Here is a 24,009-nt window from a genome sequence, read left to right as displayed (position 1 = left end):
TAATAGTAGTTAAAATAATTTGGAACGTCCCGTCGATCTGCTCGAGAACCGAAGGTGCGGTCAAGGGTTCCCGTAACGATGCGAAACTGAGCCACGTGGACTGAGCCGGTGTACAGTCCGGACGTCTCGGAGACGAGGCACGACTGCCAGTCACTCGGGATCGATTGCTCGGATTCGTGTGTCCCTCGTACGACGGGACAGGAAAGGCATCGAGTAGTACCGACGATCGGAGGCGAGAGACGTAGCTGTGACGTCCTTACTGGACGACCGAGTGTCGAAGCGTCCCGACTCCTCCGACCTCGATCTCGACCTCGTCACCGTCCTCCAGAGGACCGACGCCGTCCGGCGTACCCGTGGCGATCACGTCGCCGGGTTCGAGCGTGAGGTACGTCGTGATCTCTTCGATGAGTTCGGGGATGGAGAAGACGAGTTGATCCAACGATCCGTCCTGTCTCACCTCGCCGTTGACGTACGTGCGAACCACGGCGTCGTCCGGTACCTCGTCGGGCGTCGCCATCACCGGTCCCATGGGTGCGGATCCATCGAACGCCTTCCCACGGACCCAGTTCTTCTCCCGACGCTGATCGTCTCGGTTCGAGACGTCGTTCACGCACGTGTAGCCGGCGACGACGTCCATCGCGTCCGCCTCGGAGACGTGACGGCACTGTTCGCCGATCACGACCCCGACTTCTGCCTCGTGATCGACCCGCTCCTTGCCCGCAGGCAACGTTACCGTGTCACCGTGACCCGCGAGCGTGTTCGGCCCCTTCAGGAACAGGAGCGGGCGGTCCGGGACTTCGTTGTCCATCTCTTCTGCGTGTTTGACGTAGTTCCGTCCGATACAGACGATCTTCGACGGCTCGCACGGCGGGAGAACGTCGACGCTCTCGAGGTCGTAGGTCGCGCCTGCCGCCGCTATCTCCCCATCGGTGACGGTGCCGATTCGCGTGCTCCCTGCCCGGTCTTTGAAACGAACTCGTTTCACGGCGTACCGTGCTCACCCCGGGTCAATAGCGTTTGTGATAGAGGTCAACGTTGGCACACTCGTGGTCGACGTCGCACACCGAGTTACTCGACCGCTCGGACGGTGTTCGTCAGGCTGCCCACCTCGTCGATCTCGATCTCGATCGTATCCCCGTCCTCGAGGTCGAGGTCCTGCCAGTGGCCGACGCCCTCCGGCGTCCCGGTCGCGATAAGGTCACCCGGCTGGAGCTCCACGCGCGAGGCGGCGAACGAGACGAGTTCGGGAACGTCTCGAATCATCAGCCCAGTGCTCTCGTCCTGCATCGTCTCGCCGTTGACCCACGACCTGATCCGCAGATCCATCGGATCGGACACCTCGTCTGCGGTAGTTACGAACGGCCCGACCGGTGTGCTCCCCTGGAGGGCCTTGCTGGAGAACCAGTCCAGTCTATCGACGTCGCCGACGCTCATCCGCTGTACGTTGCGGGACGTGATGTCGTTCAGGACGGTGTACCCCGCGACGTAATCGAGCGCCTCCGACTCGGAGACGTTCCAACACGGTGTACCGATCACGACCGCCAGTTCGGCCTCGTAGTCCAGTTCGGTCGTGATCGACGTGTACAGTGGAATGGGTGTCCCATCGCCGATGAGCGACCGATACGGCTTGAGGAACAGAAGCGGTCTCTCGGGGATCGCCATCGATGTCTCCTCGACGTGCGATCGGTAGTTCAGTGCGGCCGCGAAGACCGTGTTCGACTCCGTGGTCGGCGGGAGGTACTCGACATCGCCGAGCGAGTACGTCTCACCACCCAGATCGACGTCCTCTCCCACCGTCACCGCCTCGAGCATCTCGCCGAAGGAACCGTCCTCCCGTGATGCCGTTACCACCGACCCGTCCTCGACGACCCCGAAGCGTACCTCACCGTCGACGCTGAACCTACCCAGTTTCATGTGATTCGGTGGCTAGCACACGCAGGGGTGGTATATAGTTTGCTGCGCGGAGCCGGTCGCCCGGTCGACGGGTCACCCGAAGAGGGTGACGAGGATGCCGCCGACGACGATTATCCCGGCGGCGGCGACGAGCTTCGGGGTGACTCGCTCGACGCCGTGAAGCAACGCCGCCGACACGAGCACGACGATCAGCGGGCTCGTCTGCATGATCGGGACGACGACGCTGACCCGCGAGACCTCGAGGGCCGCGTAGTAGGCCAGCAGGAACCCCGTGCTCGCCAGTCCGGCCGCGACGTACCAGCGGACGTCACCGGTCGGGAGCCCCGATCGGGTGGGGAGCGACCCGCGCCACCCCAGGTAGAGGACAAACACCGCGAGCGCGGAGACGGTCTTGATCGTGAGGCCGACGATGACGGGCGTACCCTCCGCCAGCCCGACGGTCGCGAAGATCGGTTCGAGCCCGAAGAAGAACGCCGCCGCCAGCGGCAGGGCGAGTCCCGTCCACGGGACGCCGTCGCCGGCGATCCGGTCGGCGTTCGAGCCCTCCCACGAGACGAGGGCGATACCGACCACGATCAGGGCGACCCCCGCGAGCTGGAGCCCGGTGACGACCTCGCCGAGGAAGAGCACCGCGAGGACGGTCGCGTGCAGCGGCATCGACGCCTTGATCGGCTCCGCTCGGCTCGCCCCGATGCTCTTGATCCCGGCGTAGAAGAGCGCGCGGCCCAGTATCGTTCCGACGATCCCCGCCGCGACGAAGGCGACCACCGCCACCGGTGTCACGTTCGGGTTCGAGGGCTGAACCACGGCTAGCGGGACGAACACGACGACGTTCACGAGCATCACGACGAGGAGGACGTCGTTCGACCGCCCCCGCCGGGTCGCGAGGCGGATCGTGAGGGCCTGGCCGGCCAGACAGATCGCTGCGACGACCGCCAGGACGACGCCGACGAGAGAGACCATGCTCTCTCGGTTCCGGGAACGGGATTTATACGTTTGGATCGGCCGGGACGACTCGTGGAGACGGGTGGAGACCCATTCAGACACAGCGCCGAGAACCGTATTTCGGGATGACGGCACGGTTCGAGAGGGATCTACGGCCCCGCCGTAGGGGAGAGGCGCCTCGCGGGAGAACGTGCTGTGTGGTATAGCCCCACTCGCTCCGGAAAACGGACAGTGAGCCCGATCCATTACAGGCATATCGATGTAAGGCGATTGCAGCTGACCGGGAGGGAATCCCGATTTACGGGATGCCCGACGTGGCGGTGGAACTACACGGTCCATCGTTACGGTTTTTGGCTTCGATCGGAGTGGTGTGGGGCTACTTCGATCCCAAATCACGGGATGGTTAAATTGATCTGGTCAGGGAGTGGTGTAATAACAAAGGAGAGATCGCAATGAACTATCGAGTTCGCTCGAAAGGGAACTGGAAACCGAGTATACGGGATATTTATGTTCACGCAGGGAAATCTGCCGAGCAATGGCAAGCGATACCATATCTCGGGTGAAAACGACCGAGACGTCGTTCGAGATCGTGAACGCACTGCTACGCAGCGACGGTGCGCGTATCGACGAACTCGCCGAGCGACTCGACCTCACGTCGAGCACGATCCACCGCCACCTCAGCACGTTACGCGAGTACGGCTACGTCGCGAGGGATGGAGACGTGTACCGAGTGGGATTCCAGTTCCTGACGATCGGGGGACAGCTCAGGCGGCAGCTGCCGGCGTACTCCAGCATCAAGCGGAAGGTGGACCACCTCGCTGAGCAGACCGACGAGCGGGCACAGTTCATCGTCGAGGAGAACGGCGAACGGGTGTACGTATACACCTCGACCGGGGAGAATTCGGTCTACACCGGTGCCGCTACGGGGGGTCGCGCCCCGATTCACTCGAGTGCGGCGGGAAAGGCGATACTCGCTACCCTTCCGCCGTACCGACGGAGGCGGCTCGTCGACTCGTTGCCGCTCGAGAGGACCGGTCCGAACACGATCACGGACCGCGACCGACTCCGGGAGGAGTTGCGGGAGATCCGCGCTCGCGGGTACGCGTTCAATCTCGAGGAGTCGACGGCCGGCGTCAACGCGATGGGTGCGGCGATACATCGACCGGACGGGACGGTGATCGGCGCGTTGAGCGTCTCCGGCCCCGCGACCCGATTGAAGGACGAACCGTTCGAAGAGCAGCTACCGGATCTCGTTCTCGCCGCGACGAACGAGATCGAACTTCAGATCAAGTACTCGGTGGCCTGAGGGTGACGACGTACGTGCCACAGTCGTCGGACGAACGATCGGTACGATGGATTCGCTATACCGTATACGGTCAGCGAGAATTCCCGCGAAGGAATGAGGTACATTTATCACTACCCTCCGTATGCATTCCACTGGCATGGGAGACAATACCAGCCAGATTAGGTTGAGCCCCGTACAGCGTCGTCGGTTCCTGAAGAGTGTTGGAGCGACATCAGGTGTCCTCGCGATGGCAGGTTGTTTCGGAGAGGACGACGACCTCGTGGATAACGGCGACGACGCCAACGGCGACGACGGCGACGACGGTACGCAGGAGGAGGTGGTCGGGGACGACGAGGACGTCGACACCGACGACATCGATCCCGACGAGTGGCCCGACCTCGAAGGACAGGAGGTCCACATCCTCACACAGGAGTCGAGCGAACCGTATCAGGAGTACTGGCAGTGGCTCGCCGCACGGTTCAACCAGGCGACGGGCGCGTACGTCCGGATGGAGTACACCGGGTTCGGCGTGGGACTCCAGGAGCGGATCGCACAGTTGATCCAGGGCGGTGACCCGCCCGAGCTATCACACCTCGGACACCCTGGAGTCGCCACCTACGGTCACCTCGGTCTGCTGGCCGATCACACCGAAGCAGTCGAGTACTGGGAGGACAGGTGGGGGGAGATCCCGGAGGGTTCGCGGTACCTCCAGGACGGCGTTGACCAGTTCCTCCCGATCCTCACCAACGTCCACACGCTCTGGTACCGGGACGATGTCTTCGACGAGGTGCCCGACACGTGGGAGAAACACCTGGCGATGGCCGAGGAGAACGACGAGGGAGAGGGCGGCATCAGAGGCACCGCCCTGATGATGTCCCCCGAGGAGAACACGCCACAGATCGGGATCTACAGCGCCGGCTGGTCGAACGGCGTCCAGTTCTTCGATCGGGAGGGCGGAGACGGCGAGGTGATCCCCGTCTTCCACGACGACTACCTCGACGAGACGGTCGAGACGCTCGAGTACTACAGGGAGCTCTACCAGTACTCCGACGACCTCCTCGACCTGAGTGGCGGGGACTACATCCAGCTGGTCGGGAACGAGCGGGCCTACGCGAACGCGTGGGTCGGTTCCCGGCCGAAGTTCTACGGTGAGGACCAAGAGTTCGGCGGTGACATCCGCCCGTGCCCGTTCCCAACACGTGAGGAGGGGAACCTCACACCCTGGGGTCACAACCAGGGATACACGGCGTTCGAAGAGTCGGATACCGAGGCAGCGATGGAGTTCCTCAAGTTCTGGGCCGAGCCAGAGAACCTCATCGGCGGCCCGCATGCCGGGTTCTACTTCGCCGATCCGATCCACAACGCACCGGTCATCGAGGAGATCAGAGACCACGAACTCTACCAGGAACAGTTGGACCAACTGCCCGACTACTGGAACGTTCCGGAGGACCTGAACTTCGACTGGATCGAGTACGGCACGGAGCTTCCGGCGGAGACCGAACCTCCGAACGAACACGTCGGACTGATCTACGACAGTCTGGAGATGACCGAACTGCTCCGCGACGTCTGCGTCAGGGAGGAGGATCCCGAGGAAGCCTGCCAGAACAGAGCGGAGAACATCCGTCAGATCATAGAGTCGGCCTGACTGCCCGCTCTCTACCGTTATGACTTCAACGCCACAATGAGTTACGTACCAATACCGAAGAAGTATCGATCCGATCTGAGAGAGACCAGAGACGACATCTACGACGTCCTCTCGCGTCGTCGTATCCTGGCGATTCTCACGGTCTTCCCGGCGCTGCTCCTCTTCAGTTTGATAAACGTCTTCCCGATCCTCTGGTCGATCTACGCGGGGTTTTTCAGTATCAACATCTTCAGCCCCGAGTGGAACTGGATCGGGCTCGGAAACTACCGAAACCTCCTGGTGGACGATACGTTTCACGTCTCGTTGCTCCGTTCGACCACGTTCGCGGTCGGCACCGTCACCTTCCAGCTGACGGTGGGGATACTGATCGCGGTGCTGATCTCGCGGACGTTTCGGTTCAACAAGTTCGCGACGGCCGTCGTTATGCTGCCCTACCTCATCCCGACGGCGATCGTCGCGTTCATGTTCCACTGGATCATGAACTCGACGTACGGGGTGTTCAACTGGATCCTGATCTACCTCGGCGTGATCGAGAGTAGCATCGCGTGGTTCGGCGAACCCACGTTCGCGATGCTCGCGGTGATCGGGGTCAACAGCTGGAAGTACACCGCGTTCGTCGCGATCATGTGTCTCGCTCGGCTGCAGAGCATCCCGAACAGCCACTACGAGGCTGCGACGGTCAGCGGGGCCGGCGCCTGGAGGAAGTTCTGGGACATCACGCTTCCGAACCTCAAGGGCGTCATCTTCATCGTGTTGCTCCTGCGCGGGGTCTGGATGTTCCTCCACTTCGACAGCGTGTGGATCCTGACCCGCGGCGGTCCCGGCGACTCGACGATGCTGTCGCCGGTCTACGCGTACGAACGTGCTTTCCTCGGCCACCAGCTGGGTGAGGCAGCGGCGATAGCGACGGTGTTGTTCGGCATCCTCTTCGTGAGTGCAATCATCTACTTCCTGGTTCTCGAACCGGAACAGGAGGTGCGAGTCGAATGAGTGAGAGAGACGATCAGAACCCGATCTACGAGACACGATGGGACAGACTCCCCCTGTGGGGTAGCCTCACGTACGCCCAGCAGGGATGGATCAAGAACACGACCGCGAACGCGTTCGTCGCGCTCTGGGTCGTCGTCATCCTCCTCCCGATCATCTGGATGTTCAACTCGACGATCCGGGTTCAGCGCACGCTACAGACCGCGTACCCGACGATTATCTCGCTCAACCCTGCGGATTACGGACTCGGGAACCTCCACTTCGTCCTCTTCTACTCGTCGTTCCCGCGGTACATGTTGAACAGCCTGATAGTCACGGCGGGTGTCGTCGTCCTGACCACGGTCGCCGCGACGCTGGGGGGCTATGGACTGGCCCGGATCCAGATGCGGTTCAAGAAGACGTTCGCCAGGGGCGTGCTGTTCGGCTACATGTTCCCCGCCATCCTCCTCGCGATACCGATGTTCATCTTCTGGCGGGAACTCGGCATCCTCAACACGTACATCGGGCTAATACTGGCTCACACTGCGCTCTCGTTGCCGTTCTCCCTCTGGTTGATGTGGAAGTTCTTCCAGACCGTCCCGTACTCGCTGGAGGAGTCCGCACAGATGGCGGGAGCGAGCAGGTTCCGGTCGATGGTCGACATCGCGCTCCCGATCGCGAAGCCCGGGATCATCGCCGTCGGAATCTTCGCCTTCGCTATCTCCTGGAACCAGTATACGATTCCGAAAGTGATCATGACCGAACAGAGCATGCGTGTCCTCACCATCGGCCTTGAGGACTTCCTCGTCCAGGACGACACGCTGTACGGCCCGCTGATGACGGCGAGTTTCATCACGGTGATCCCGGCGTTCGTCTTCGTCTTCGCGCTGCAGAAGTACCTCATGCGAGGGTTCAGGGTGGGTGGATGATGTCGGTCGACGTCGGATCCGAACGGTCGCCGGTCGGCGAGCGCGCTCGCCGGGGTGCGAACAGCGAAAACGATATGGAACGATACCGGAGTACGTGATAACATGGAACCAGAAATCCAGGTCGAATCTCTCACGAAGGAGTTCAGTGTCCCCAGCGGTGTCGAGGTCGCGGTCGACGGCATCTCGATAGATATCGAGAAGGGGGAGTTCCTCACGCTCGTCGGCCCGTCCGGGTGCGGAAAGACGACGACGCTGCGGTGTATCGCCGGGCTAGAGACGCCGACGAGCGGGACCATCCGAACGAACGGCACGGATCTGACGGACGTCCCCGCGAACAAGCGAAACCTCGCGATGATGTTCCAGAACATCGCGCTCTACCCGCACATGACCATCATCGACAACATCTCGTATCCGCTCAAGGTGCGAAACGTCCCCAAGGAGGAGCGATACGAGGAGGCGCGAGAGGCCGCCGAGATAATGCAGATTCCGGAGCTACTGGACAAGTACCCGGGAGAGCTGAGCGGTGGACAGCGACAGCGAGCAGCGCTCGCCCGGACGCTGGTACAGGATCCGATCGCGTTCTTGATGGACGAGCCGCTCAGTGACCTCGACGCCAAGCTCAAAGTGGAGATCCGAAAGGAGATCCAGCGCGTCCACAGACGCCTCGGGAAGTCGACGGTCTACGTCACGCACGACCAAGAGGAAGCGATGACGATGAGCGACCGTATCGCCGTGATGAACGACGGCGGCATCGAGCAGATCGGGACCCGAAACGACCTCTACAACTATCCGGACAACATGTTCGTCGCGAGCTTCATCGGGAATCCGAGTATCAACTTCCTGCGTGGGACGGTGAAGACGCTGAACGAGAACAGCGGTATCGTCGAGGTCCACGGACGAGAGTTCCGATTCGACGTCGACGTCTTCCGGGACGATCCGTCGAGCCCAGACGTGTACGTCGGGTTTCGCCCGATTAGCGTCTCGCTGTCCCGGGGAGAGGACGACGGTCACTTCGAGGGCGAACTCATCCTCTTAGAGCCCGTCGACGAGCGTGCGTTGGCGACCGTAGAGGGTCCCGAGGGTGAGCTCAGGGCACACGTCCCGTCCGATCAACCGCTGGAAGAGGACGAGGTGGTACAGATCCACGTCGAAGAGAGCGGGCTCTACCTCTACGACACGGAGACCGAGGAGCTCCTGGCGAAAGCGAAGTAACCCCGTCCGGAGCGGCTCGTCGCGTCACCGGTTCGGTGGGTGGCGAAACGACCGCGCTACCACTTCGGTGCGTACTCCGGGTCGTACTGCCGCTCCTCGTGGAGGATGTCGTCGATTTTCCGTAGCTCGTCGTCGGTGAGTTCCACCTCCAACGACCCCCAGTTCTCCCGGATGTGATCCGTTCCGGTCGCTTTCGGTATCGCGGCGACCCCCTTCCGTCGGAGCCACGCGAGGCTCACCTGTGCCACGCCCACGTCGCGCTCTTCCGCTATCTCCAGGAGCTCCGGGACCTCGAACATACGACCGTTTCCGAGGGGAGCGTACGCGACCACCGAGATATCGTGGGTGTCACAGTAGCTCCGGAGCTCCGCCTGTGGCAAGAGGGGGTGGAGTTCTACTTGGAGTGCGGATATCGGCACGTCGGAAACGGATCTCGCTTCCTCCAGCAGGACCGGGGTCATGTTGCAGACGCCGAGCTGTCGGACCGTTCCCTCCTCGTAGAGGCTGGTACACGCCGCGAACGTCTCCTCGGCGTCGTAGCCGTCGCCCGGCCAGTGAACGCCGTAGAAGAGATCGACGTACTCGACACCTAACCGTTCCAGACACGAGTGGGCAGCGTCGACTATACTCGCGGCGTCATAGCCATCGGCGAACTTCGGGTGGAGGACCTTCGTCGCGAGGAAGACCTCCTCTCGAGGAACGTCAGACGTCGCGAGTGCGTCCCCGACTGCTTCCTCGTTGCGATACGCTTCCGCGGTGTCGATGTGCCGGTAGCCGACATCGAGCGCCGTGAGAACGCTCCCCTTGCATCGTTCGTACTCGGTGTTCCGGTACGTCCCGAGGCCGAGAGCTGGCACGGATGGGTTGGTCCTCATAGTCCTTCGTAACTCGGGCAGACGGTACAAGAACGTATCGCTCCGTGGTACCACGACTCTTGCCTGCTCGCAACCGACCCAGACGATCTATCGAAGAGGGGCACCGCGTCCGGGGGAGCCTCCCGTCGACCGGCGGTGTACGCCTCCGGGTATAGAAGAGTCAGACAGGTCAGTAGCCAAACACTGTAGGCACTCTTTAAGGGTGGGTATCGAAGTGGACTTACTTCAATGTTCCCACGTGGAGCGATCGACCGGGGGGATTCGCTCGGTCACGAAGGCGAGTGCGAATGCCTGGGGCGCTCGCTCGTCCGTATTCGACCGTTAGAAACGCTCCGTTCTCGCGGGAACGTAAACGGTCGTGGCAGAAACTGCCGAGAAGCGGCAGTCCCGGCGCATACCGCTCCCGTCGAAACGCACGATATGCTGGCGAGCCAACGGGAACGCGCATGACCGACTACGACGACGACGTGCTCGTGGACGCGGACTGGGTCGAAGACCACCTGGAGGAGTTCCAGTCGGAGGACCCCGAATACAGGTTACTGGAGGTGAACAACCCGACGGTGACCGCCGACTCGGAGTACACCCCCTACGAGGCGGGACACGTCCCCGGCGCGGTGTTTCTCGACTGGGAGGAGGACCTCACCGACCGGACGACCCGCGACATCCTCTCGAAGGAGGCGTTCGAGGAGGTCGTCGGCGAGGCGGGGATCACCGAGGATTCGACCGTCGTCTTCTACGGCGGCGGGCGCATCCCGAACTGGTTCGCGGTGTTCGCTTACTGGCAGTTCAAGTACTACGGGCACGCCGACGCCCGCGTGCTCGACGGCGGAAAGGAGTACTGGGTCGCAAACGACTACCCGCTGACCGAGGAGGTCCCGGAGTTCGACGCACAGGAGTACCACGCGAGGGGACCGTTCGAGTCGATCCGCGCCTACAGGGACGACGTCGAGACGGCGATCGACAGCGGTCTTCCACTGGTCGACGTCCGCTCGCCCGAGGAGTTCACCGGCGAACTGCTCGCGCCGGAAGGACTACAGGAGACCGCCCAGCGCGCGGGTCACATCCCCGGTGCGCAGAACGTGCCCGTCCCGACGATCCTGAACGACGACGGCACGTTCAAAGGTCCGGACGAACTGCGCGAGCTCTACGCCGAGAAGGGGGTCGACGGCGAGGAGTCGACGATCGCCTACTGCCGCGTCGGCGAGCGCTCGTCGATCGAGTGGTTCGCGCTGCACGAACTGCTCGGCTTCCCGGACGTGCGCAACTACGACGGCTCGTGGACCGAGTGGGGGAGCATGATCCGCACGCCGATCGAGACGGGTGAGGGGAGCTAGGAACCTTCGATCGTTTCCCGATACGTGACCAGAAGCCGGCCGAGGACCCGATCGGCGTCGAACGCCTCGAACCCCTCCGAGCTGGTAGCGTACGGCAGCGCGAGCGCCTCGTCGAGTGCCCCCACCAGTTCGGACGGATCGGTGATCGGGAAGCCTCGCTCGCGGCGCTCGACGAGTTCGTGGGCGGCGGAGTCTGCCCGGTACTCGGCGATCCCTGCACAGCCGCAGACGAGCGCACACAGGAGTTCGTGGGCGAACGAGGAGGTTTCCTCGGCCTCGACGAACACCCGCGCTCCGCGGTAGCGTGCGATCCGTTCGGTGGTCGGAACGTCGCCGAGAAACGAGACGCGGTCGGAGAGTCCGAGGTCCCTCACCTGGCGTTCGAGACGCTCTCGATGGGGGCCGTCGCCGAGCACAGCCGCGGAGCACGCGTCGTCCCGTTCGCGGAGCGCGAGCAACAGCGACTCGACGTCGGCGTTCCCGTCGAGATAGGCAGTCGTTACGACGTCGAACGCACCGACTGAATCGACCTCGTCGATCCGATCGCGTTCGACGAATCCGGGGAGGATCCGCAGTCGGTCGACGGCGCTCCCCCGTTCGCGCGCGCGGGTGTGAACGTAGCTCGACGGGACGAGGATCGGCGCCGACGGGAAGGTTCTGGGGGAGAGACGCCCCTCGCCTGGCTGCCCGGACCAGTCGAGGACGACCGGCGTGCGCGAGAGCGAGGCGGCGAGCGCTATCGCGAGCGGGTGCCAGCCGGGCGCGATCCCGGCGTGGATCACCTCCGGATCGACGCGCCGGATGAGGGACGGAAGCGAAGCGAGCACCCGCTCCGAAGACGGCTCCCCCGCGACGGAGCGGTAGGTAACGCCGTCGCTCTCGTGCGCCGGAGGTGGGTCCTCCCCTCCCGATCCCCAGAACCGCGAGCAGCAGACGGTCACGTCGTGGTCGCGTGCGGCGAGCGCGCGTGCGAAGCGGTCGAGACGACGCGCCCCCTCCGATCGAAGCTCTCGGGGGCTCTCGACCGTGACGAACGCGACGCGCATACGCGGGCGAGACCGTGGGCCGGTAAATGCTTTTTTGCAGTCTTCCGCGAGCCGAAGCGTTTAGCCGACGGACGCGAACCCTGAGTCATGTCCTTCGGCATCGACCGGTATCTCAACGTCAGAAGCGCCTACGGCGCCTCGCTCTCCGCGCACGGCCTCGCCTTCCTGATGGACACCACGGGCGTCCCACAGGTCTGGACGCTCGATTCCCCCGGCAGGTGGCCCGAACAGCGCACGTTCTCCGACGAACGGGTCACGTTCGTCACCTGGTCACCGGAGAGACCCGAACTCGCCTTCGGGATGGACGACGGCGGTAACGAGCGCGCACAGCTCTTCCGGCTCGACACAGAGACGGGCGAGATCCACCCGCTCACCGGGGTGCCGGAAGCGAAACACCGCTGGGGCGGCTGGAGTCCCGACGGCGAGCGGATCGCGTTCGCCTCGAACCGCCGGGACGAATCGGTCTTCGACGTCTACGTCCAGGGACGGGAGGAACGCGGCGACGAGGCGGAGCTGGTCGCCGAGGGCGACGGCTGGCTCTCGCTCGTGGGCTGGAGCCCCGACGGAACCCGTCTGCTCGTCCACGAGGCACACGCGAGCTTCGACCACGACCTCCACGTCCTCGATCTCGGTACCGGAGAGATGGCCCACCTCACCCCGCACGAGGGCGCCATCCGCTACTCCGGCCCGGAGTGGGGCCCCGACGGCGAGGCGATCTACCTCGTCACCGACGAGGGCGAGGACACGCTCTACCTCGCACGCCTCGGTCTCGACGGCGAACTCACCGTGGTCGAATCGGGCGGCGAGTGGAACGTCGGTGGCGTCGCACTCGACGAGGAGTCGGGGACCGTCGCCTACTCGCGGAACGTCGACGGCTACACCGACCTCACGGTGGGGAAACTCGTCGGGGAGACCGAGATCGAGGAGTTCCCGGCGCCGGAGGTCGGGAAGGGAATCGCGGGCGGTGTGAGCTTCGACGACGGCGGCGAGCGGTTCTCGATCACGGTGACGGGCACGAGCACGAACCCGAACGTCTTCGTCGTCGACGCGGAGTCCGGCAGCGCAGAGCGCTGGACCCGCGCGCCGACCGCGGGTATCCCCGACGGGAGCTTCGTCGACGCCGACCTCGTCCGCTTCGAGAGCTTCGACGGGCTCTCGGTGCCGGCCTTCTTCTCGCTCCCGGAGAGCGCGACCGAGGGCGAGACACCCGTGATCGTCGACATCCACGGCGGGCCGGAGAGCCAGCGCCGCCCCTCCTTTTCGAGCGTCAAACAGTACTTCCTGCACCGGGGGTACGCCTACTTCGAGCCGAACGTCCGCGGTTCCTCAGGGTATGGCCGGGAGTACACCCACCTCGACGACGTCGAGAAGCGGATGGACTCGGTCGCCGATATTCGAGCAGGTGTCGAGTGGCTCCACGATCACGCCGCGGTCGATCCCGACCGGATCGCCGTCATGGGCGGGTCCTACGGCGGGTTCATGGTACTCGCGTCGATGACCGAGTACCCCGACCTCTGGGCCGCGGGCGTCGACATCGTCGGCATCGCGAACTTCGTCACGTTCCTCGAGAACACCGGCGACTGGCGCAGGGAGCTACGAGAGGCAGAGTACGGCTCGCTCGAAGACGACCGGGAGTTTCTGGAGGAGATCAGCCCGATCAATCGAATCGAATCGATCGCCGCGCCGCTGTTCGTCCTCCACGGCGCGAACGATCCGAGGGTCCCGGTCGGCGAGGCCGAACAGATCGCCGAGGAGGCGGCGAAACACGTCCCGGTCCGGAAATTGATCTTCGAGGACGAGGGCCACGGCTTCACCAAGCTAGAGAACCGGATCGAGGCGTACTCGGCGATCGCCGAGTTCCTCGACGAGCACGTCTGAGACGGACGTACCGGACGGGCGCCCCCGGGATCGGCCCCGATCAGCCGAGGAGTTCGGAGAGCGAGAGGGCGCTCACGAGCAGCCCGGCGACGACCAGCAGCGGCGCCCGTCGACCGTACGTCTCCGCCAGCGACGCGGGGTCCGAATCGGAGACGACGAACCGACCGGTCGATTCGTCGGTCGTGACGACGAGGCGGTCGCGAAAGGCACCCTCGCCGTCCTCGCACTCCTCGACGCCGCCGAAGACGTAGACCTCGCTGTCGACCGGCAACACCCACTGAGTGTACCTGCGTGGGGCGTTCGATATCGACCCGAGTAGTCCACCGCCGGCCGGCTCGACGGGAGAGTCGTGACGGAGGAACCGGAGGACAGCTTCGGGCTCGCTCTCGTAGCTCCGGACGGTCACCCTGGACCGGTTCTCGGCGGAGATCTCGACCGTCGTCCAGTGGTCGGCCGCGATGAGCACCCGTCCGGTGTCGTCCTCCAGGTAGAACGGCGCCACCTTCGTCCCGTCGTCGATCCTCCGCCACTCCCGCTCGCCCTTCCCGTTCCGTCGGTACTCTTCGATCCGGTACCTCGCATAGAGACACCGACCGTCGGTGAACGGTCGGTCGAAGGCCGTCGCCGCCTCGCGAGCGGTGCCGTGGAGTTCGACCCGGCCGAGCGCCATCGAGTGGACCGTGGCGGTCGGCGTGTCCCGGATCAGCCGTCCGGCCCGGTAGGCGTCGAACCCGCGGTGGATCAGGAACAGACCCAGCGCGAAGAGGGCCGCCGACACCACGACGTCCTCGATCACGACCGCGACGATCGGGCCGAACGACGGCCACACGTCAGGTCACGCTCCGTCGAGCCGCGGCGGTCAGACGAGGGCCACGAGGGGTCGCCATCACTCGGAGATTCGGGCCTCGAACCGCGCGCCGACGTCGACGTCCCGAAGCTCCGCCTCGCTCGCGGCGAAGAGCTCGCGGGGTGCGAACTCGAACAGCCGTGCGAGGACGAGGTAAGGGAACTGCTGGATGCGGGTGTTGTACCGGGTGACCGCCTCGTTGTAGAACTCCCGACGGCCGGCGATCTGGGACTCGAGATCGGAGATCCGGTGCTGGAACTGGAGCATGTTCGTCTGCGAGCGGAGTTCGGGGTACGCCTCGACGCGCGCGCGGAACAGCGCCAGCGCGTTCCGGATCGCCTGATCGGCGGCGGCCTCCTCGCCGGGCGTCGACGCCCGTTCGGCCCGTTCGCGCGCCTCCGTCAGCGTGACGAGCACGTCCCGCTCGTGTACCATCACCTTCGAGGCCGCGTCGATGAGCTTCGAGAGTTCGGACTGGCGCTGTCTGAGCAGGACGTCGATGTTTCGTTTCGACTGATCGACCCGGCGGATCAGTTCGATCAGCTGGTTGTAGACGCTGACGACGTACGCGACGAGCAGCACCAGCAGGACCACCACCACGAACCCGACGACGACCTCGAGGATCATACTCACATACGGAAGCTGACGTAAGTATCTAAACACTTCCGGTGCCCGACTCGCGTCGCGTGGGGCCGGTTCGAACCGACGCCCCGCAGACGGACCCCGCCAGGGAGACGATTACCGGTGTACGGGTTCGGTCGCCCTCGTCAGGAGAGGTAGTTCGCCAGATCGGTCGAGGAGACCATCCCGACGAGGTCGTCGTCGAAGTCGGTGACCGGCAGGTGTCTGATGCCGAAACTCGTCATCATCGCGGCGACCTCCTCCAGGAAGAGGCTCTCGGGCACCGTCTCGACCGACTCCGTCATGACGTCCGACACCTGAAGGTCGGCGGGGTCCTTGCCCGCTGCGACCGCGTCGAGGACGTCCGTACTGGTGACGATCGAGGGGGGGTCGGTCCGGACGACCAGCGCGTTGATCTCCCGGTCGCGCATCCGCTGGACCGCCTCCCGCACCGTCGCCGTCCGCGAGATCGTCTCCAGCGGGGACGACATCACCTCCTCGACGCGTGTTCCGTCGTTTCTGCCCATGCCCGTGGGACGAATCCCACGGTATTGGTCGTTTCGACGCCTCGGAGAGAGGACGGTCGTCCCGGACCGGCGATCGCCCGTGTGCGCTCGCGGTCACGCCCGTCCATATCAGTACTGCGGCTCCGCGAGTTCGACGAGGTTTCCGTCCGGGTCGCGGACGTAGACCGAGCGGAGCGGCCCGTGCGTGCCGACCTTCTCCGCCGGACCGTGGATCACCTCGATCCCTACCTCGTCGAGGTGGACCCGGACCTCCTCGATCGGCGTGGAGACGAGCACGCAAAAGTCCCCCGATCCCGGCACCGGCTCGTCGGCGTGCGGGTCGTACTCGTCGCCCGCGACGTGGAGATTCACCTTCTGCTCGCCGATGCGGAGCGCGACTCGCCCGTCGAACTCGACCCGTTCGGCGCCGACTGCCCGCTCGTAGAACGCACACGTCCGCTCGGGATCCGCGACCGTCAGCACGAGGTGATCGATCCCCTGAGGGTTCATGCGCCCGGGAGGGACCCCCGAATCAAAACCGTGTGCGAACGGCGGGTTTTTGCCGGCGTCCTCCGATCGACCGGCATGGGGATCGCCGATGCGTCCCGTCGACGGGTCCGGGCCGAACTCGACCGGCTGGAGGGGGAGTACGGCTCGTTCACGGTGAGGGAGAAGGAGATCGAGCGCGACGCGGACGCCTACGGCTGGATCGAAGCGCGTCACGAGGGCGCCACGCTCGGGGGTGCGGGCGCGTGGGTGCGAAACGGGACGGGCGAGGCGCTGCTCGTCCAGCACGGGCCGGGGGGACCGTGGTCCGAACCCGGCGGCAAACACGAAGCATGGGAGTCACTGGAGGGGACCGCGCTCCGCGAGACCCGCGAGGAGACCGGCGTCGAGGTCGACCTCCGGGGGATGGTGAGCGCGACCGTGACGATCCACCGCCACGGCGACGAACCGCCGATCAGCCGGCTGGTCGCGGTCTTCGACGCGCGATACCGCTCGGGAACGCCACGGCCGGAGCCGGGTGAGATCCACGCCGTCCGGTGGTGGGATCGCCACCCCGACGAGCTCCGCTATCCGGAGATCGAGCGATACCCGATCGGTCGACGGGACGAGGACTCGGAGTAGACCGGGGGAGGCGGACGCGCGACCGGCCAGCGGCAGGTCGAAGCGCCTACCCCTCTCCACGTCGAGTGTCGACCGATGGAAGGGATCCGCGGCTGGCTCTCGGCGCTGAAGACGGCCGCCGCCGTCGGACGGAAACATCAGATCACCGTCACGGCCGCGGGGCTCGCCTTCTACGCCTTCAACTCGCTGATCCCCCTCCTCTTGCTCCTCACGATCGCGATATCGATCGCCTACGGCCCCGAGACGTCGGCGAACGCGCTCGAATCCGTGACGGGACTCCACGCCGCCGAGACCGAGGCCGTGATCGAGGAGGTCGGCGGCGAGGGTTCGGGACGCACACGGGCGGGGTTGATCGCCGCCGGGATCTTCCTCTACAGCACGGCGACGATGTTCCAGGCGGTGAATATGACGTTCAGCGCGGTCTACGGCACCCGGAGGACGCGCACGGTCCTCAGGAAGGCGACCGACACGCTGTTGATCTTCGTCACCGTGGCGCTCGCGGTCGCCGTCCTCGGCGCCGTCGGCGTCGCGCTCGTACTCGTCGTCGAGAACGTCGTCGTCGCCGTCCTCAGCGTCCCGCTCCTGTTCTGTACTTTTCTGCTCGCCTTCCTGCCGATGTACTACCGGTTTCCAGGCGAACGGGTGAACGTTCGGGAGGCACTCCCGGGAGCGGCGTTCTCGGCGCTCGCCTGGACGCTCTCGGCGCTCGTCTTTCGGCTCTACGCGGCGACCTCGGAGGGAGTCGAACTCTACGGCGTCGCCGGAGCAGTCCTCCTCGTGCTCACCTGGCTCTACCTCGGCGGGCTGATACTGCTGTTCGGCGTAGTGCTAAACGCGACCCTCGCCGGCGAGGTCGACGCCGACGAGGGGTGGCTCCCCACCGATGGTTAGAGGACGCCGGTCACCTCGGTCGCCTCCCTCGCCGCCCGCTCGGAGATGCCGTTGCCGAGGATCGTAAAGCGATCCCTGATCTCGTGGGCGGTTGTGAGCGCCTCGATGATCTCGTCTTCGCGCAGTCCGAGTTCGCTCCCCGTCGTCGGGGCGTCGATGCTCGCGAGCGCGTCGCGGATGTCGCGCCAGCCGCCACGCTCGCCGCTGTGGAGGTACTCGACCACGATCGAGCCGACGCCGACCTGGTGGCCGTGGAGCGCACGCCCCGGTGCGATCCGGTCGAGCTGGTGCGAAAAGAGGTGTTCGGCACCGCTGGCGGGTCGCGACGAGCCGGCGATGCTCATCGCCACGCCCGAGGAAACGAGCGCCTTCACGACGATCCAGGCGGCCTCCTCCAGGTTCGGACGGATCGAGTCGGCGTTGTCCACGAGCATCTCCGCGGTCATCTCCGAGAGCGCGCCCGCGTACTCCGAGTAGGGCTCGTTCTGGAGCCGTTTCGCGAGCCGCCAGTCCTTGACGGCGGTGTAGTTCGAGATGATGTCCGCGCAGCCGGCGGTCGTGAGCCGCCAGGGGGCCTCGGCGAGGATCTCGGTGTCCGCGACGACCGCGACCGGTGGATCGGCGGCGACCGAGTGACGGGTGTCGCCCTCCGGGATCGACGACCGTCCCGAGACGATGCCGTCGTGGCTCGCGACCGTCGGAACGGAGACGAAACCGATCGATAGCTCGTCGCTCGCCATCTTCGCGATGTCGATCGGTTTGCCACCGCCCACTGCGACGAGAAAGTCGGCTTCCTCCGCGCGAGCCGTCTCGATCACCGACTCGACGGCGGCGAAACTCGCCGTCTCTACCTCCGCCACCGACGGCGCTCTCCCCGCCTCCTCGAACGCCGCGACGATCGAGTCGCCCGCGATCTTTCGGGGGGTCGGACTCGTCACGACGAGCGGGTCGCCCGAGAGGTGCAGATCGGAGACCGCCTCGACGGTCTCCTCGATGACGCCGTGGCCGACGAGGACGTTTCTGGGGAGACGGATCCAGGTAGATTTCTCGAACATAGCGGTCAGTCGCGGCGGGGCCCCAAACCGGTTTCGACGGGCCGTCAGACCCGCCGCGTCAGTCCGTCGACGACGCCCCGCTCGATCCGATCGAGTCGGTCGAGGGTCGCTGCGGCGTCGGCGAGCACCGGGTGGCTCACCGGGAGCGACTGGTAGAGGTAGTCGTGCAACGAGGACCGACCGCGTGGCCCGCGGGCGATCGCCTCCTCGTGGATCTCCTCCTGACGCCGTTCGACGAGGCGGTCACACTCGGATCTGAGCTCGCGCAGACGGTCCCAGGAGGCCGTGAGCCACTCGAACGAACGGGTTATCTCCGGCCGTGACTCGATCTCGGAGAGGGATTCCTCGACCTCCGTGAGCGTCTCGTCCGCCGCCGAGAGCGAGTCGAGTTCGCGGTCGAGCGCCCGGAGAAGTAGCGATCGGCGGTCTCTCGCCTCGTTGCCCTGCTGGACGAGCGCGCGGCGCATCTGTGGCGAGAACGACGCCCCGCCACAGACCGCGACCGCGAGGCTCTCGTCGAACTCAGCGGCCATGTGTTCGGAGAGCGATTCGTCGTACTCCTCGGCGAAGTGGTCGACGCCCATCACCGTTTCCTGGTACGCGCGGCGCACCTCGCGCAAGGAGCTATCGTCGGGCGCGCTCTGTGCGAGCAGCGTCCCGCCGCCGGCCTGGCCGGGCGTGGGGCTGACCTCCTCGATGGCGGCGATCCGGCCGGCGAAGCCCGCGAAGGCGTCGCGTTCGGTCCGGGTCCGCCGTCGCTCTTCGGCGCACGTCTCGCGAGCCACCGGGATGTACGAGAGCGCCGCGATGACGGCGATCCCCGCGACCACCGAGAGCACCAGCAGGAGCTCGGCGAGCGGGTCGGGCCCCGCACAGGCCAGCGACGAGCACAACTCCTCCCCGCCGAGGGCCGGTTGTTGACGGGAGAGATAGGTAGTCCCGGGAGATACAGCGATCATCCTACGCTAGGTAGTCACACGGAACATTGATAACTGTTGTGCCGGCATGCAAATATGTCCTCTATCCGCCGACGTGTCGGTCGCCTTAAAAATCTCGCACGAAGCGGTGGTCGATCGTCACCGCCCGTCGTGAGTCCTCTCGGACGTGAGCCGAGCGATTACGCCGGGATCGGCGCCAGTCCCGCCCTGCGAATCCCGACCTCGTCCATCGTTCCCGCTCTCTGCACCATCACCCGAGACCTACCGTACGCCCTCACTGCAATCACGACTCCCGAAAGAGTCAGCTCCTCTACTCGTTGTATAATATAATAAACATCTGTGGTCTATTTCTGGGAGTTCAGAGCGTATCGAGCACGCCGAGCACGCGCTCCTCGGCCTCGCGGCCCGGGTCGTGTCCGTTCCCGTCACGCTCGCTCTCGCGATGTTCGGAGACGGTCCGGGCCATCGCCTCCTCGACCGGCGTCGACGTCCAGCCGAGCGCCGCGAGCTTCGCGGTCGACATCACGTGCGGGTACCCGCGGTAGAGGGTGAACGCCTCCGGCGAGAGCCCGCCGGCGGCGAGTTCGCGCTCCCCGGCGGGGACCACCCCGACATCTCGCTCAGCGACCTCGGCGATCAGTTCGACCGTCTCCAAGAGGGTACAGAGCCGTCGGTCTCCGACGTTGTACGCCTCGCCCGAGGTACCCGATTCGCCGACGATTCGGAGCGCGCTCGCGACGTCCTCGACGTACGCCCGGTGCCAGAGGGAGTCCCCGTCGCCGGGGACGATCACCCGGTCGTGCTCGAGCACCCGGTCGATCCAGTAGTCCAGCCGTTCGGTGTAGTCGTGCGGGCCGTAGACGATACACGGCCGGACGCTCATCGCCTCGATACCCTCGCGGGCGGCCGCGGCCACGATCCGGTCGCCCTCGGCCTTTCGGTTCCCATAGCTCTCGCCGGAGTCGACTCGCGCCTGTTCGTCGCTACAGGGTTCGAGCGGCGTCTCCCCCTCGCGTTTCGGGATCGTTTCCTCGCCGTACGCGGCACCCGAGGAGACGAAGACGTAGCGGGCGTCCGAAAACAGCTCCGTCGCGACCTGGACCTCTCCTGGAGAGTACGCCACACAGTCGATCACGAGGTCCGGGTCCCGCTCGGCCGCCCTCGCGAGTGCCTCCCGGTCTCGTCGGTCGCCCTCGACGTGCGTGACGCGGTCGTCGTCCTCGAACGGGTTCTCGTGGTTCCCCCTGTTGAATATCGTCACCTGGTAGCCGTGGTCCAGTAGCTCCCTCACCGTGTGCCGGCCGATGAAGCGCGTCCCGCCGACGACGAGTGCCGTGTCCATGTGAAAGGGTCGTCCAGCGGTCGCATAGTCCCGGCGGTTTCATACGGACGGTTGGAACTGGGTACCGGTGATCGCCGACCCGTACTGGCGATCGCCGGTACGAGACGACAACCGTCCGTATCAGAACGGGTCCTGGAAGTCGTTGCGCACGAAGTAGCGGACCCAGTTCCCGTAGGTCCGGTCGGTGACGTCGTCGGCGATTTGCTCGTAGCGGACCCGCCCCTCCGGATCGATCACGTAAACCCCGGAGATTCCCGTGACGCCGTGGCTCGTCTCCTCGGTTCCGCTGTACCGGTCTGCGACCTCACCGTCGGGGTCTGCCAACAGTTGGATCCCGAGGTCGTAGCGGTCGCGCATCTCGGTGACCTTTCCGAGCGGGCTGGTCACGACGGGGAGGATATCCACGCTATCGTTGAACCAGAGATCGTAAGCTACCTCGCTGAACGTCCCCAGCTGTTCGGCACAGAAGCTACACCAGTGGCCCCGGTTGACGACCACGACCGTCGGACCGTCTTCGAGCGTCTCCGAGAGGGTGACCGTGTCGCCGGCGGTGCTCTCGAGCGTGAAATCGGGCGCGTTCTCGCCTTCGAGTGACATCGTACCCGATCGGAGCGGCTGGGTCCATTTAAGAAGACGCCCGTCTGGCGCGTGCGGCGCACTTCCGACGAACGATCGTGAGGGTCCCCGTGCTAGAGTGATGCGGACCTTCGGAGCCCCGCGCCGTCTAGAATCGAACCGTCGACAGTCGCGAGGACACGAGGCTACCGGAGGGCTTCGATCCGGTCCGCGAACTCCTCGGCCGAGCAGTCACAGCGGTAGGCGGGTTTGAACTGCATGTTCTCGCGACCTTCGACCACCGAGAGCCCCTCGCGGACCGATTCGCGGAGGTAGTACTGCGCGACGGAGTTTCCGGGCGCGACCGCGTACTCGCTCAGCCGGAGCGGATCTCGCTCGACCAGTCCGCCCGGCTCTCGACCCTCGACGATGGCGAGTCGCCTGTCGTCGACGTACGGTTCGCCGTCCTCGCGAGCACGCTTGGCGTGGGCGTTCTCCGGACAGGCGGCGAACGCTCGCCGCGCCGCCTCGCGGTCGCCCGGGTCGATCAGGTGGACGTTCTCGACCGAGAACCAGCCGATCAGGTAGCGATGCGCTCTGGCGCCCTCGTCGCGCAGTCCGGCGTAGAAGCCGACGAGGTCGCCGGGGTCGAGCCGCGAGAGCCGGTCGACGTACGCGGGCCGGTGCTCGCCGTAGGTGAGCGCCCCGAAGTTCGGGTCGTGGTGCAGCGGCCAGGTCTCGGGATCGGTCCGGAACTCCGGTTCGGAGATCGGTCGCGGTCTGATCGACGGGGTGAGGTCCGCGGCCGTCTCGCCCGTCGAGAGCGGCCACGTCCCGAAGGTCTGCTCCTCGGTCGTCTCGGACTTCTCCGGGATCGGGACGTACTCGAACGTCCCGTCCGAACGGATCGGGGGGAGCTCGCCGACGTTCGTCGAGTCGGCGCCGATCCCACAGAGGACGACGGTCATCGCCGAAGGGAGGGCCGAGAGGGAGATAAGCCCGTCACACTCGGACCGACGAGCACCTCGTCGCGTCGAGGCCGACGGTAACGACGGAGATCGACGGTCGGAGCTCCCCGTTCGGACCCGCGAACCGGACCGTGGCGAACCGACAGTCCCGATGATCGGAGCCGGATCGGAGCCGCCCACCCGATCACAGCGCGTCGACGAACCGACGCAGGACCCGGTCGAACCGCTCCGGCTCTTCGAGGAACGGACAGTGGCCGCTCTCCTCGAACAGTTCGAACGTCGCGTCCGGGACGAGGTCCGCGACGTGTCTCGCGGCCGCGACGGTCCCCCGTTTCTCGTCCGCGCCGGCACAGACGAGCATCGGGACGTCTATCCCGGGGAGGACGTCCCGGTAGTCGACCGTGAGCGCGTCGAAGAGGATCGCACTCTTCACCGGTGCCGGTGTCCGCGAGATCTCGTCGAACACCGAGCGTTCCACCTCGGCGCCGGGCGGTTCCTCGAACACCTGCTCCGTGACGCGCTCGGCGAGGCTCCACCGGTCTCGCTGGGCGAGCGCGAGCGTCTCCCTGATCCCGTCCAGATCGGTAATCCCGTGATCGTAGTCCGCCCACTGGAACCGAGAGGCCTCCATGTCCACGTCGACCAGCGCCCGGATCCGGTCCGTCCCGAACCGATCGACGTACTCCCAGGAGACGAGCGCCCCCATCGACCAGCCGACGACGACGGCGTCGTCGAGGTCAAGACGATCGAGGAACGCGGCGAGGTCGCGGGCGTACTGCGCGATCGTGTGACCGAGTTCCGTCTTCTCCGATCGGCCGTGACCCCGGAAGTCGAGCGCCACCACGCGGTACTCCACCGAGAAGTCGGACACCTGTCGATCGAAGAGCCTGAGTCCCGCCATCACCCCGTGGAGGAAGACGATCGGCCGTCCCGATCCCCGCTCCTCGTAGTAGAGGTCGGCCCCGTTGCACCTGACGTACGGCATAGCAGGGACGGTACGTCCCACTCGACCATAGCTCTCCGTGGCGGATTCCCGAGGGGTACGGAACGAATCTCGGAGCCTCCGTTCGCCGGTTCGACGCTCGACGGAGGTGTACGAGGGGGAACGCCGATCGTCCTCATACGAACT

The 24,009-nt window shown here is 65.4% G+C and carries 24 protein-coding genes; 9 read left to right on the top strand and 15 right to left on the bottom strand.

The window, feature by feature from the left end:
* Positions 1-256 precede the first annotated feature (256 nt).
* The 3 genes from V2L32_RS07645 to V2L32_RS07635 form a co-directional block, all read right to left on the bottom strand.
* Positions 257-985, bottom strand: coding sequence for a fumarylacetoacetate hydrolase family protein (locus V2L32_RS07645; protein ID WP_331235889.1), 729 nt, complete (start codon positions 983-985; stop codon positions 257-259).
* 83 nt (positions 986-1,068) lie between these two features.
* A complete protein-coding gene (locus V2L32_RS07640; protein WP_331235888.1) occupies positions 1,069-1,914 on the bottom strand; it encodes a fumarylacetoacetate hydrolase family protein in 846 nt (281 codons plus the stop codon).
* A 72-nt stretch (positions 1,915-1,986) separates the two neighbouring features.
* Complete coding sequence (locus V2L32_RS07635; RefSeq protein ID WP_331235887.1) at positions 1,987-2,877, bottom strand: EamA family transporter; 891 nt, start codon at positions 2,875-2,877, stop codon at positions 1,987-1,989.
* Positions 2,878-3,394: 517 nt separating this feature from the next.
* Here V2L32_RS07635 and V2L32_RS07630 point away from each other — a divergent pair.
* The 5 genes from V2L32_RS07630 (at position 3,395) to V2L32_RS07610 (ending at position 8,896) form a co-directional block, all read left to right on the top strand.
* On the top strand, positions 3,395-4,165 hold the full coding sequence (locus V2L32_RS07630; protein WP_331235886.1) for an IclR family transcriptional regulator: 771 nt from the start codon (positions 3,395-3,397) through the stop codon (positions 4,163-4,165).
* Between the two features lie 226 nt (positions 4,166-4,391).
* Complete coding sequence (locus tag V2L32_RS07625; protein WP_331235885.1) at positions 4,392-5,789, top strand: ABC transporter substrate-binding protein; 1,398 nt, start codon at positions 4,392-4,394, stop codon at positions 5,787-5,789.
* Between the two features lie 36 nt (positions 5,790-5,825).
* The gene (locus V2L32_RS07620; protein WP_331235884.1) at positions 5,826-6,779 is read left to right on the top strand and encodes a carbohydrate ABC transporter permease; all 954 of its coding nucleotides are present in this window, start codon (positions 5,826-5,828) and stop codon (positions 6,777-6,779) included.
* A complete protein-coding gene (locus V2L32_RS07615; protein WP_331235883.1) occupies positions 6,776-7,684 on the top strand; it encodes a carbohydrate ABC transporter permease in 909 nt (302 codons plus the stop codon). Before V2L32_RS07620 ends, V2L32_RS07615 begins: the two co-directional genes overlap by 4 nt.
* Before the next feature lie 102 nt (positions 7,685-7,786).
* Entirely contained in the window at positions 7,787-8,896 is a 1,110-nt protein-coding gene (locus V2L32_RS07610; RefSeq protein WP_331235882.1) for an ABC transporter ATP-binding protein, read from the top strand.
* A 56-nt stretch (positions 8,897-8,952) separates the two neighbouring features.
* On the opposite strand, the gene V2L32_RS07605 is transcribed toward V2L32_RS07610, so the two are convergent.
* On the bottom strand, positions 8,953-9,771 hold the full coding sequence (locus tag V2L32_RS07605) for an aldo/keto reductase (protein ID WP_331235881.1): 819 nt from the start codon (positions 9,769-9,771) through the stop codon (positions 8,953-8,955).
* A 446-nt stretch (positions 9,772-10,217) separates the two neighbouring features.
* Between V2L32_RS07605 and V2L32_RS07600 the strand changes: the two genes are divergently transcribed.
* The gene (locus V2L32_RS07600) at positions 10,218-11,105 is read left to right on the top strand and encodes a sulfurtransferase (RefSeq protein WP_331235880.1); all 888 of its coding nucleotides are present in this window, start codon (positions 10,218-10,220) and stop codon (positions 11,103-11,105) included.
* Here the strand turns inward: V2L32_RS07600 and V2L32_RS07595 are convergent.
* On the bottom strand, positions 11,102-12,151 hold the full coding sequence (locus V2L32_RS07595) for a glycosyltransferase (RefSeq protein ID WP_331235879.1): 1,050 nt from the start codon (positions 12,149-12,151) through the stop codon (positions 11,102-11,104). The two genes, V2L32_RS07600 and V2L32_RS07595, sit on opposite strands and share 4 nt — an antisense overlap.
* A gap of 87 nt (positions 12,152-12,238) precedes the next feature.
* Here V2L32_RS07595 and V2L32_RS07590 point away from each other — a divergent pair, with 87 nt between their 5' ends.
* Positions 12,239-14,029, top strand: coding sequence for a S9 family peptidase (locus V2L32_RS07590; protein WP_331235878.1), 1,791 nt, complete (start codon positions 12,239-12,241; stop codon positions 14,027-14,029).
* A 40-nt stretch (positions 14,030-14,069) separates the two neighbouring features.
* Here V2L32_RS07590 and V2L32_RS07585 read toward each other — a convergent pair whose 3' ends face one another.
* The 4 genes from V2L32_RS07585 to V2L32_RS07570 all read right to left on the bottom strand — a co-directional run bounded on the left by V2L32_RS07585 (position 14,070) and on the right by V2L32_RS07570 (position 16,513).
* Complete coding sequence (locus V2L32_RS07585; protein ID WP_331235877.1) at positions 14,070-14,858, bottom strand: GIDE domain-containing protein; 789 nt, start codon at positions 14,856-14,858, stop codon at positions 14,070-14,072.
* A 57-nt stretch (positions 14,859-14,915) separates the two neighbouring features.
* Complete coding sequence (locus V2L32_RS07580; protein ID WP_331235876.1) at positions 14,916-15,503, bottom strand: LemA family protein; 588 nt, start codon at positions 15,501-15,503, stop codon at positions 14,916-14,918.
* 140 nt (positions 15,504-15,643) lie between these two features.
* Entirely contained in the window at positions 15,644-16,024 is a 381-nt protein-coding gene (locus V2L32_RS07575) for a CBS domain-containing protein (protein WP_331235875.1), read from the bottom strand.
* 108 nt (positions 16,025-16,132) lie between these two features.
* On the bottom strand, positions 16,133-16,513 hold the full coding sequence (locus V2L32_RS07570) for a VOC family protein (protein WP_331235874.1): 381 nt from the start codon (positions 16,511-16,513) through the stop codon (positions 16,133-16,135).
* Positions 16,514-16,588: 75 nt separating this feature from the next.
* Here V2L32_RS07570 and V2L32_RS07565 point away from each other — a divergent pair, with 75 nt between their 5' ends.
* The gene (locus V2L32_RS07565) at positions 16,589-17,131 is read left to right on the top strand and encodes an NUDIX hydrolase (RefSeq protein WP_331235873.1); all 543 of its coding nucleotides are present in this window, start codon (positions 16,589-16,591) and stop codon (positions 17,129-17,131) included.
* Positions 17,132-17,206: 75 nt separating this feature from the next.
* Entirely contained in the window at positions 17,207-18,022 is an 816-nt protein-coding gene (locus tag V2L32_RS07560; protein ID WP_331235872.1) for a YihY/virulence factor BrkB family protein, read from the top strand.
* On the opposite strand, the gene V2L32_RS07555 is transcribed toward V2L32_RS07560, so the two are convergent.
* The 6 genes from V2L32_RS07555 to V2L32_RS07530 form a co-directional block, all read right to left on the bottom strand.
* Positions 18,019-19,077 carry an NAD(P)-dependent glycerol-1-phosphate dehydrogenase gene (locus V2L32_RS07555; protein WP_331235871.1) on the bottom strand — a complete coding sequence of 353 codons (1,059 nt, stop codon included), beginning with the start codon at positions 19,075-19,077 and terminating at the stop codon, positions 18,019-18,021. The two genes, V2L32_RS07560 and V2L32_RS07555, sit on opposite strands and share 4 nt — an antisense overlap.
* A 44-nt stretch (positions 19,078-19,121) precedes the next feature.
* On the bottom strand, positions 19,122-19,970 hold the full coding sequence (locus V2L32_RS07550; RefSeq protein WP_331235870.1) for a DUF7260 family protein: 849 nt from the start codon (positions 19,968-19,970) through the stop codon (positions 19,122-19,124).
* Positions 19,971-20,373: 403 nt separating this feature from the next.
* On the bottom strand, positions 20,374-21,357 hold the full coding sequence (locus V2L32_RS07545) for an NAD-dependent epimerase/dehydratase family protein (RefSeq protein WP_331235869.1): 984 nt from the start codon (positions 21,355-21,357) through the stop codon (positions 20,374-20,376).
* A 120-nt stretch (positions 21,358-21,477) separates the two neighbouring features.
* The gene (locus V2L32_RS07540; protein ID WP_331235868.1) at positions 21,478-21,954 is read right to left on the bottom strand and encodes a peroxiredoxin family protein; all 477 of its coding nucleotides are present in this window, start codon (positions 21,952-21,954) and stop codon (positions 21,478-21,480) included.
* Positions 21,955-22,118: 164 nt separating this feature from the next.
* Entirely contained in the window at positions 22,119-22,880 is a 762-nt protein-coding gene (locus V2L32_RS07535; protein ID WP_331235867.1) for an Nmad3 family putative nucleotide modification protein, read from the bottom strand.
* A gap of 184 nt (positions 22,881-23,064) precedes the next feature.
* Positions 23,065-23,865 (bottom strand): alpha/beta fold hydrolase, encoded by an 801-nt coding sequence (locus V2L32_RS07530; RefSeq protein WP_331235866.1) that lies wholly within the window; start codon positions 23,863-23,865, stop codon positions 23,065-23,067.
* Positions 23,866-24,009: the final 144 nt, after the last annotated feature.

It is taken from the genome of Halalkalicoccus sp. CGA53, from assembly GCF_036429475.1.
In the GTDB taxonomy this organism is placed as follows: Archaea; Halobacteriota; Halobacteria; order Halobacteriales; family Halalkalicoccaceae; genus Natronorarus; species Natronorarus salvus.
The sequence above is the reverse complement of the archived record's forward strand: the minus strand, read 5'-3'. Positions and strand labels throughout refer to the sequence as shown.

Coding starts and splice junctions, on each gene's coding strand:
- V2L32_RS07620 (WP_331235884.1), top strand. CDS start 5,826: ATGAGTTACGTACCAATACCGAAGAAGTATCGATCCGATCTGAGAGAG.
- V2L32_RS07575 (WP_331235875.1), bottom strand. CDS start 16,024: ATGGGCAGAAACGACGGAACACGCGTCGAGGAGGTGATGTCGTCCCCG.
- V2L32_RS07635 (WP_331235887.1), bottom strand. CDS start 2,877: ATGGTCTCTCTCGTCGGCGTCGTCCTGGCGGTCGTCGCAGCGATCTGT.
- V2L32_RS07590 (WP_331235878.1), top strand. CDS start 12,239: ATGTCCTTCGGCATCGACCGGTATCTCAACGTCAGAAGCGCCTACGGC.
- V2L32_RS07595 (WP_331235879.1), bottom strand. CDS start 12,151: ATGCGCGTCGCGTTCGTCACGGTCGAGAGCCCCCGAGAGCTTCGATCG.
- V2L32_RS07555 (WP_331235871.1), bottom strand. CDS start 19,077: ATGTTCGAGAAATCTACCTGGATCCGTCTCCCCAGAAACGTCCTCGTC.
- V2L32_RS07540 (WP_331235868.1), bottom strand. CDS start 21,954: ATGTCACTCGAAGGCGAGAACGCGCCCGATTTCACGCTCGAGAGCACC.
- V2L32_RS07535 (WP_331235867.1), bottom strand. CDS start 22,880: ATGACCGTCGTCCTCTGTGGGATCGGCGCCGACTCGACGAACGTCGGC.
- V2L32_RS07560 (WP_331235872.1), top strand. CDS start 17,207: ATGGAAGGGATCCGCGGCTGGCTCTCGGCGCTGAAGACGGCCGCCGCC.
- V2L32_RS07600 (WP_331235880.1), top strand. CDS start 10,218: ATGACCGACTACGACGACGACGTGCTCGTGGACGCGGACTGGGTCGAA.
- V2L32_RS07630 (WP_331235886.1), top strand. CDS start 3,395: ATGGCAAGCGATACCATATCTCGGGTGAAAACGACCGAGACGTCGTTC.
- V2L32_RS07545 (WP_331235869.1), bottom strand. CDS start 21,357: ATGGACACGGCACTCGTCGTCGGCGGGACGCGCTTCATCGGCCGGCAC.
- V2L32_RS07610 (WP_331235882.1), top strand. CDS start 7,787: ATGGAACCAGAAATCCAGGTCGAATCTCTCACGAAGGAGTTCAGTGTC.
- V2L32_RS07625 (WP_331235885.1), top strand. CDS start 4,392: ATGGCAGGTTGTTTCGGAGAGGACGACGACCTCGTGGATAACGGCGAC.
- V2L32_RS07530 (WP_331235866.1), bottom strand. CDS start 23,865: ATGCCGTACGTCAGGTGCAACGGGGCCGACCTCTACTACGAGGAGCGG.
- V2L32_RS07580 (WP_331235876.1), bottom strand. CDS start 15,503: ATGATCCTCGAGGTCGTCGTCGGGTTCGTGGTGGTGGTCCTGCTGGTG.
- V2L32_RS07640 (WP_331235888.1), bottom strand. CDS start 1,914: ATGAAACTGGGTAGGTTCAGCGTCGACGGTGAGGTACGCTTCGGGGTC.
- V2L32_RS07570 (WP_331235874.1), bottom strand. CDS start 16,513: ATGAACCCTCAGGGGATCGATCACCTCGTGCTGACGGTCGCGGATCCC.
- V2L32_RS07615 (WP_331235883.1), top strand. CDS start 6,776: ATGAGTGAGAGAGACGATCAGAACCCGATCTACGAGACACGATGGGAC.
- V2L32_RS07565 (WP_331235873.1), top strand. CDS start 16,589: ATGGGGATCGCCGATGCGTCCCGTCGACGGGTCCGGGCCGAACTCGAC.
- V2L32_RS07605 (WP_331235881.1), bottom strand. CDS start 9,771: ATGAGGACCAACCCATCCGTGCCAGCTCTCGGCCTCGGGACGTACCGG.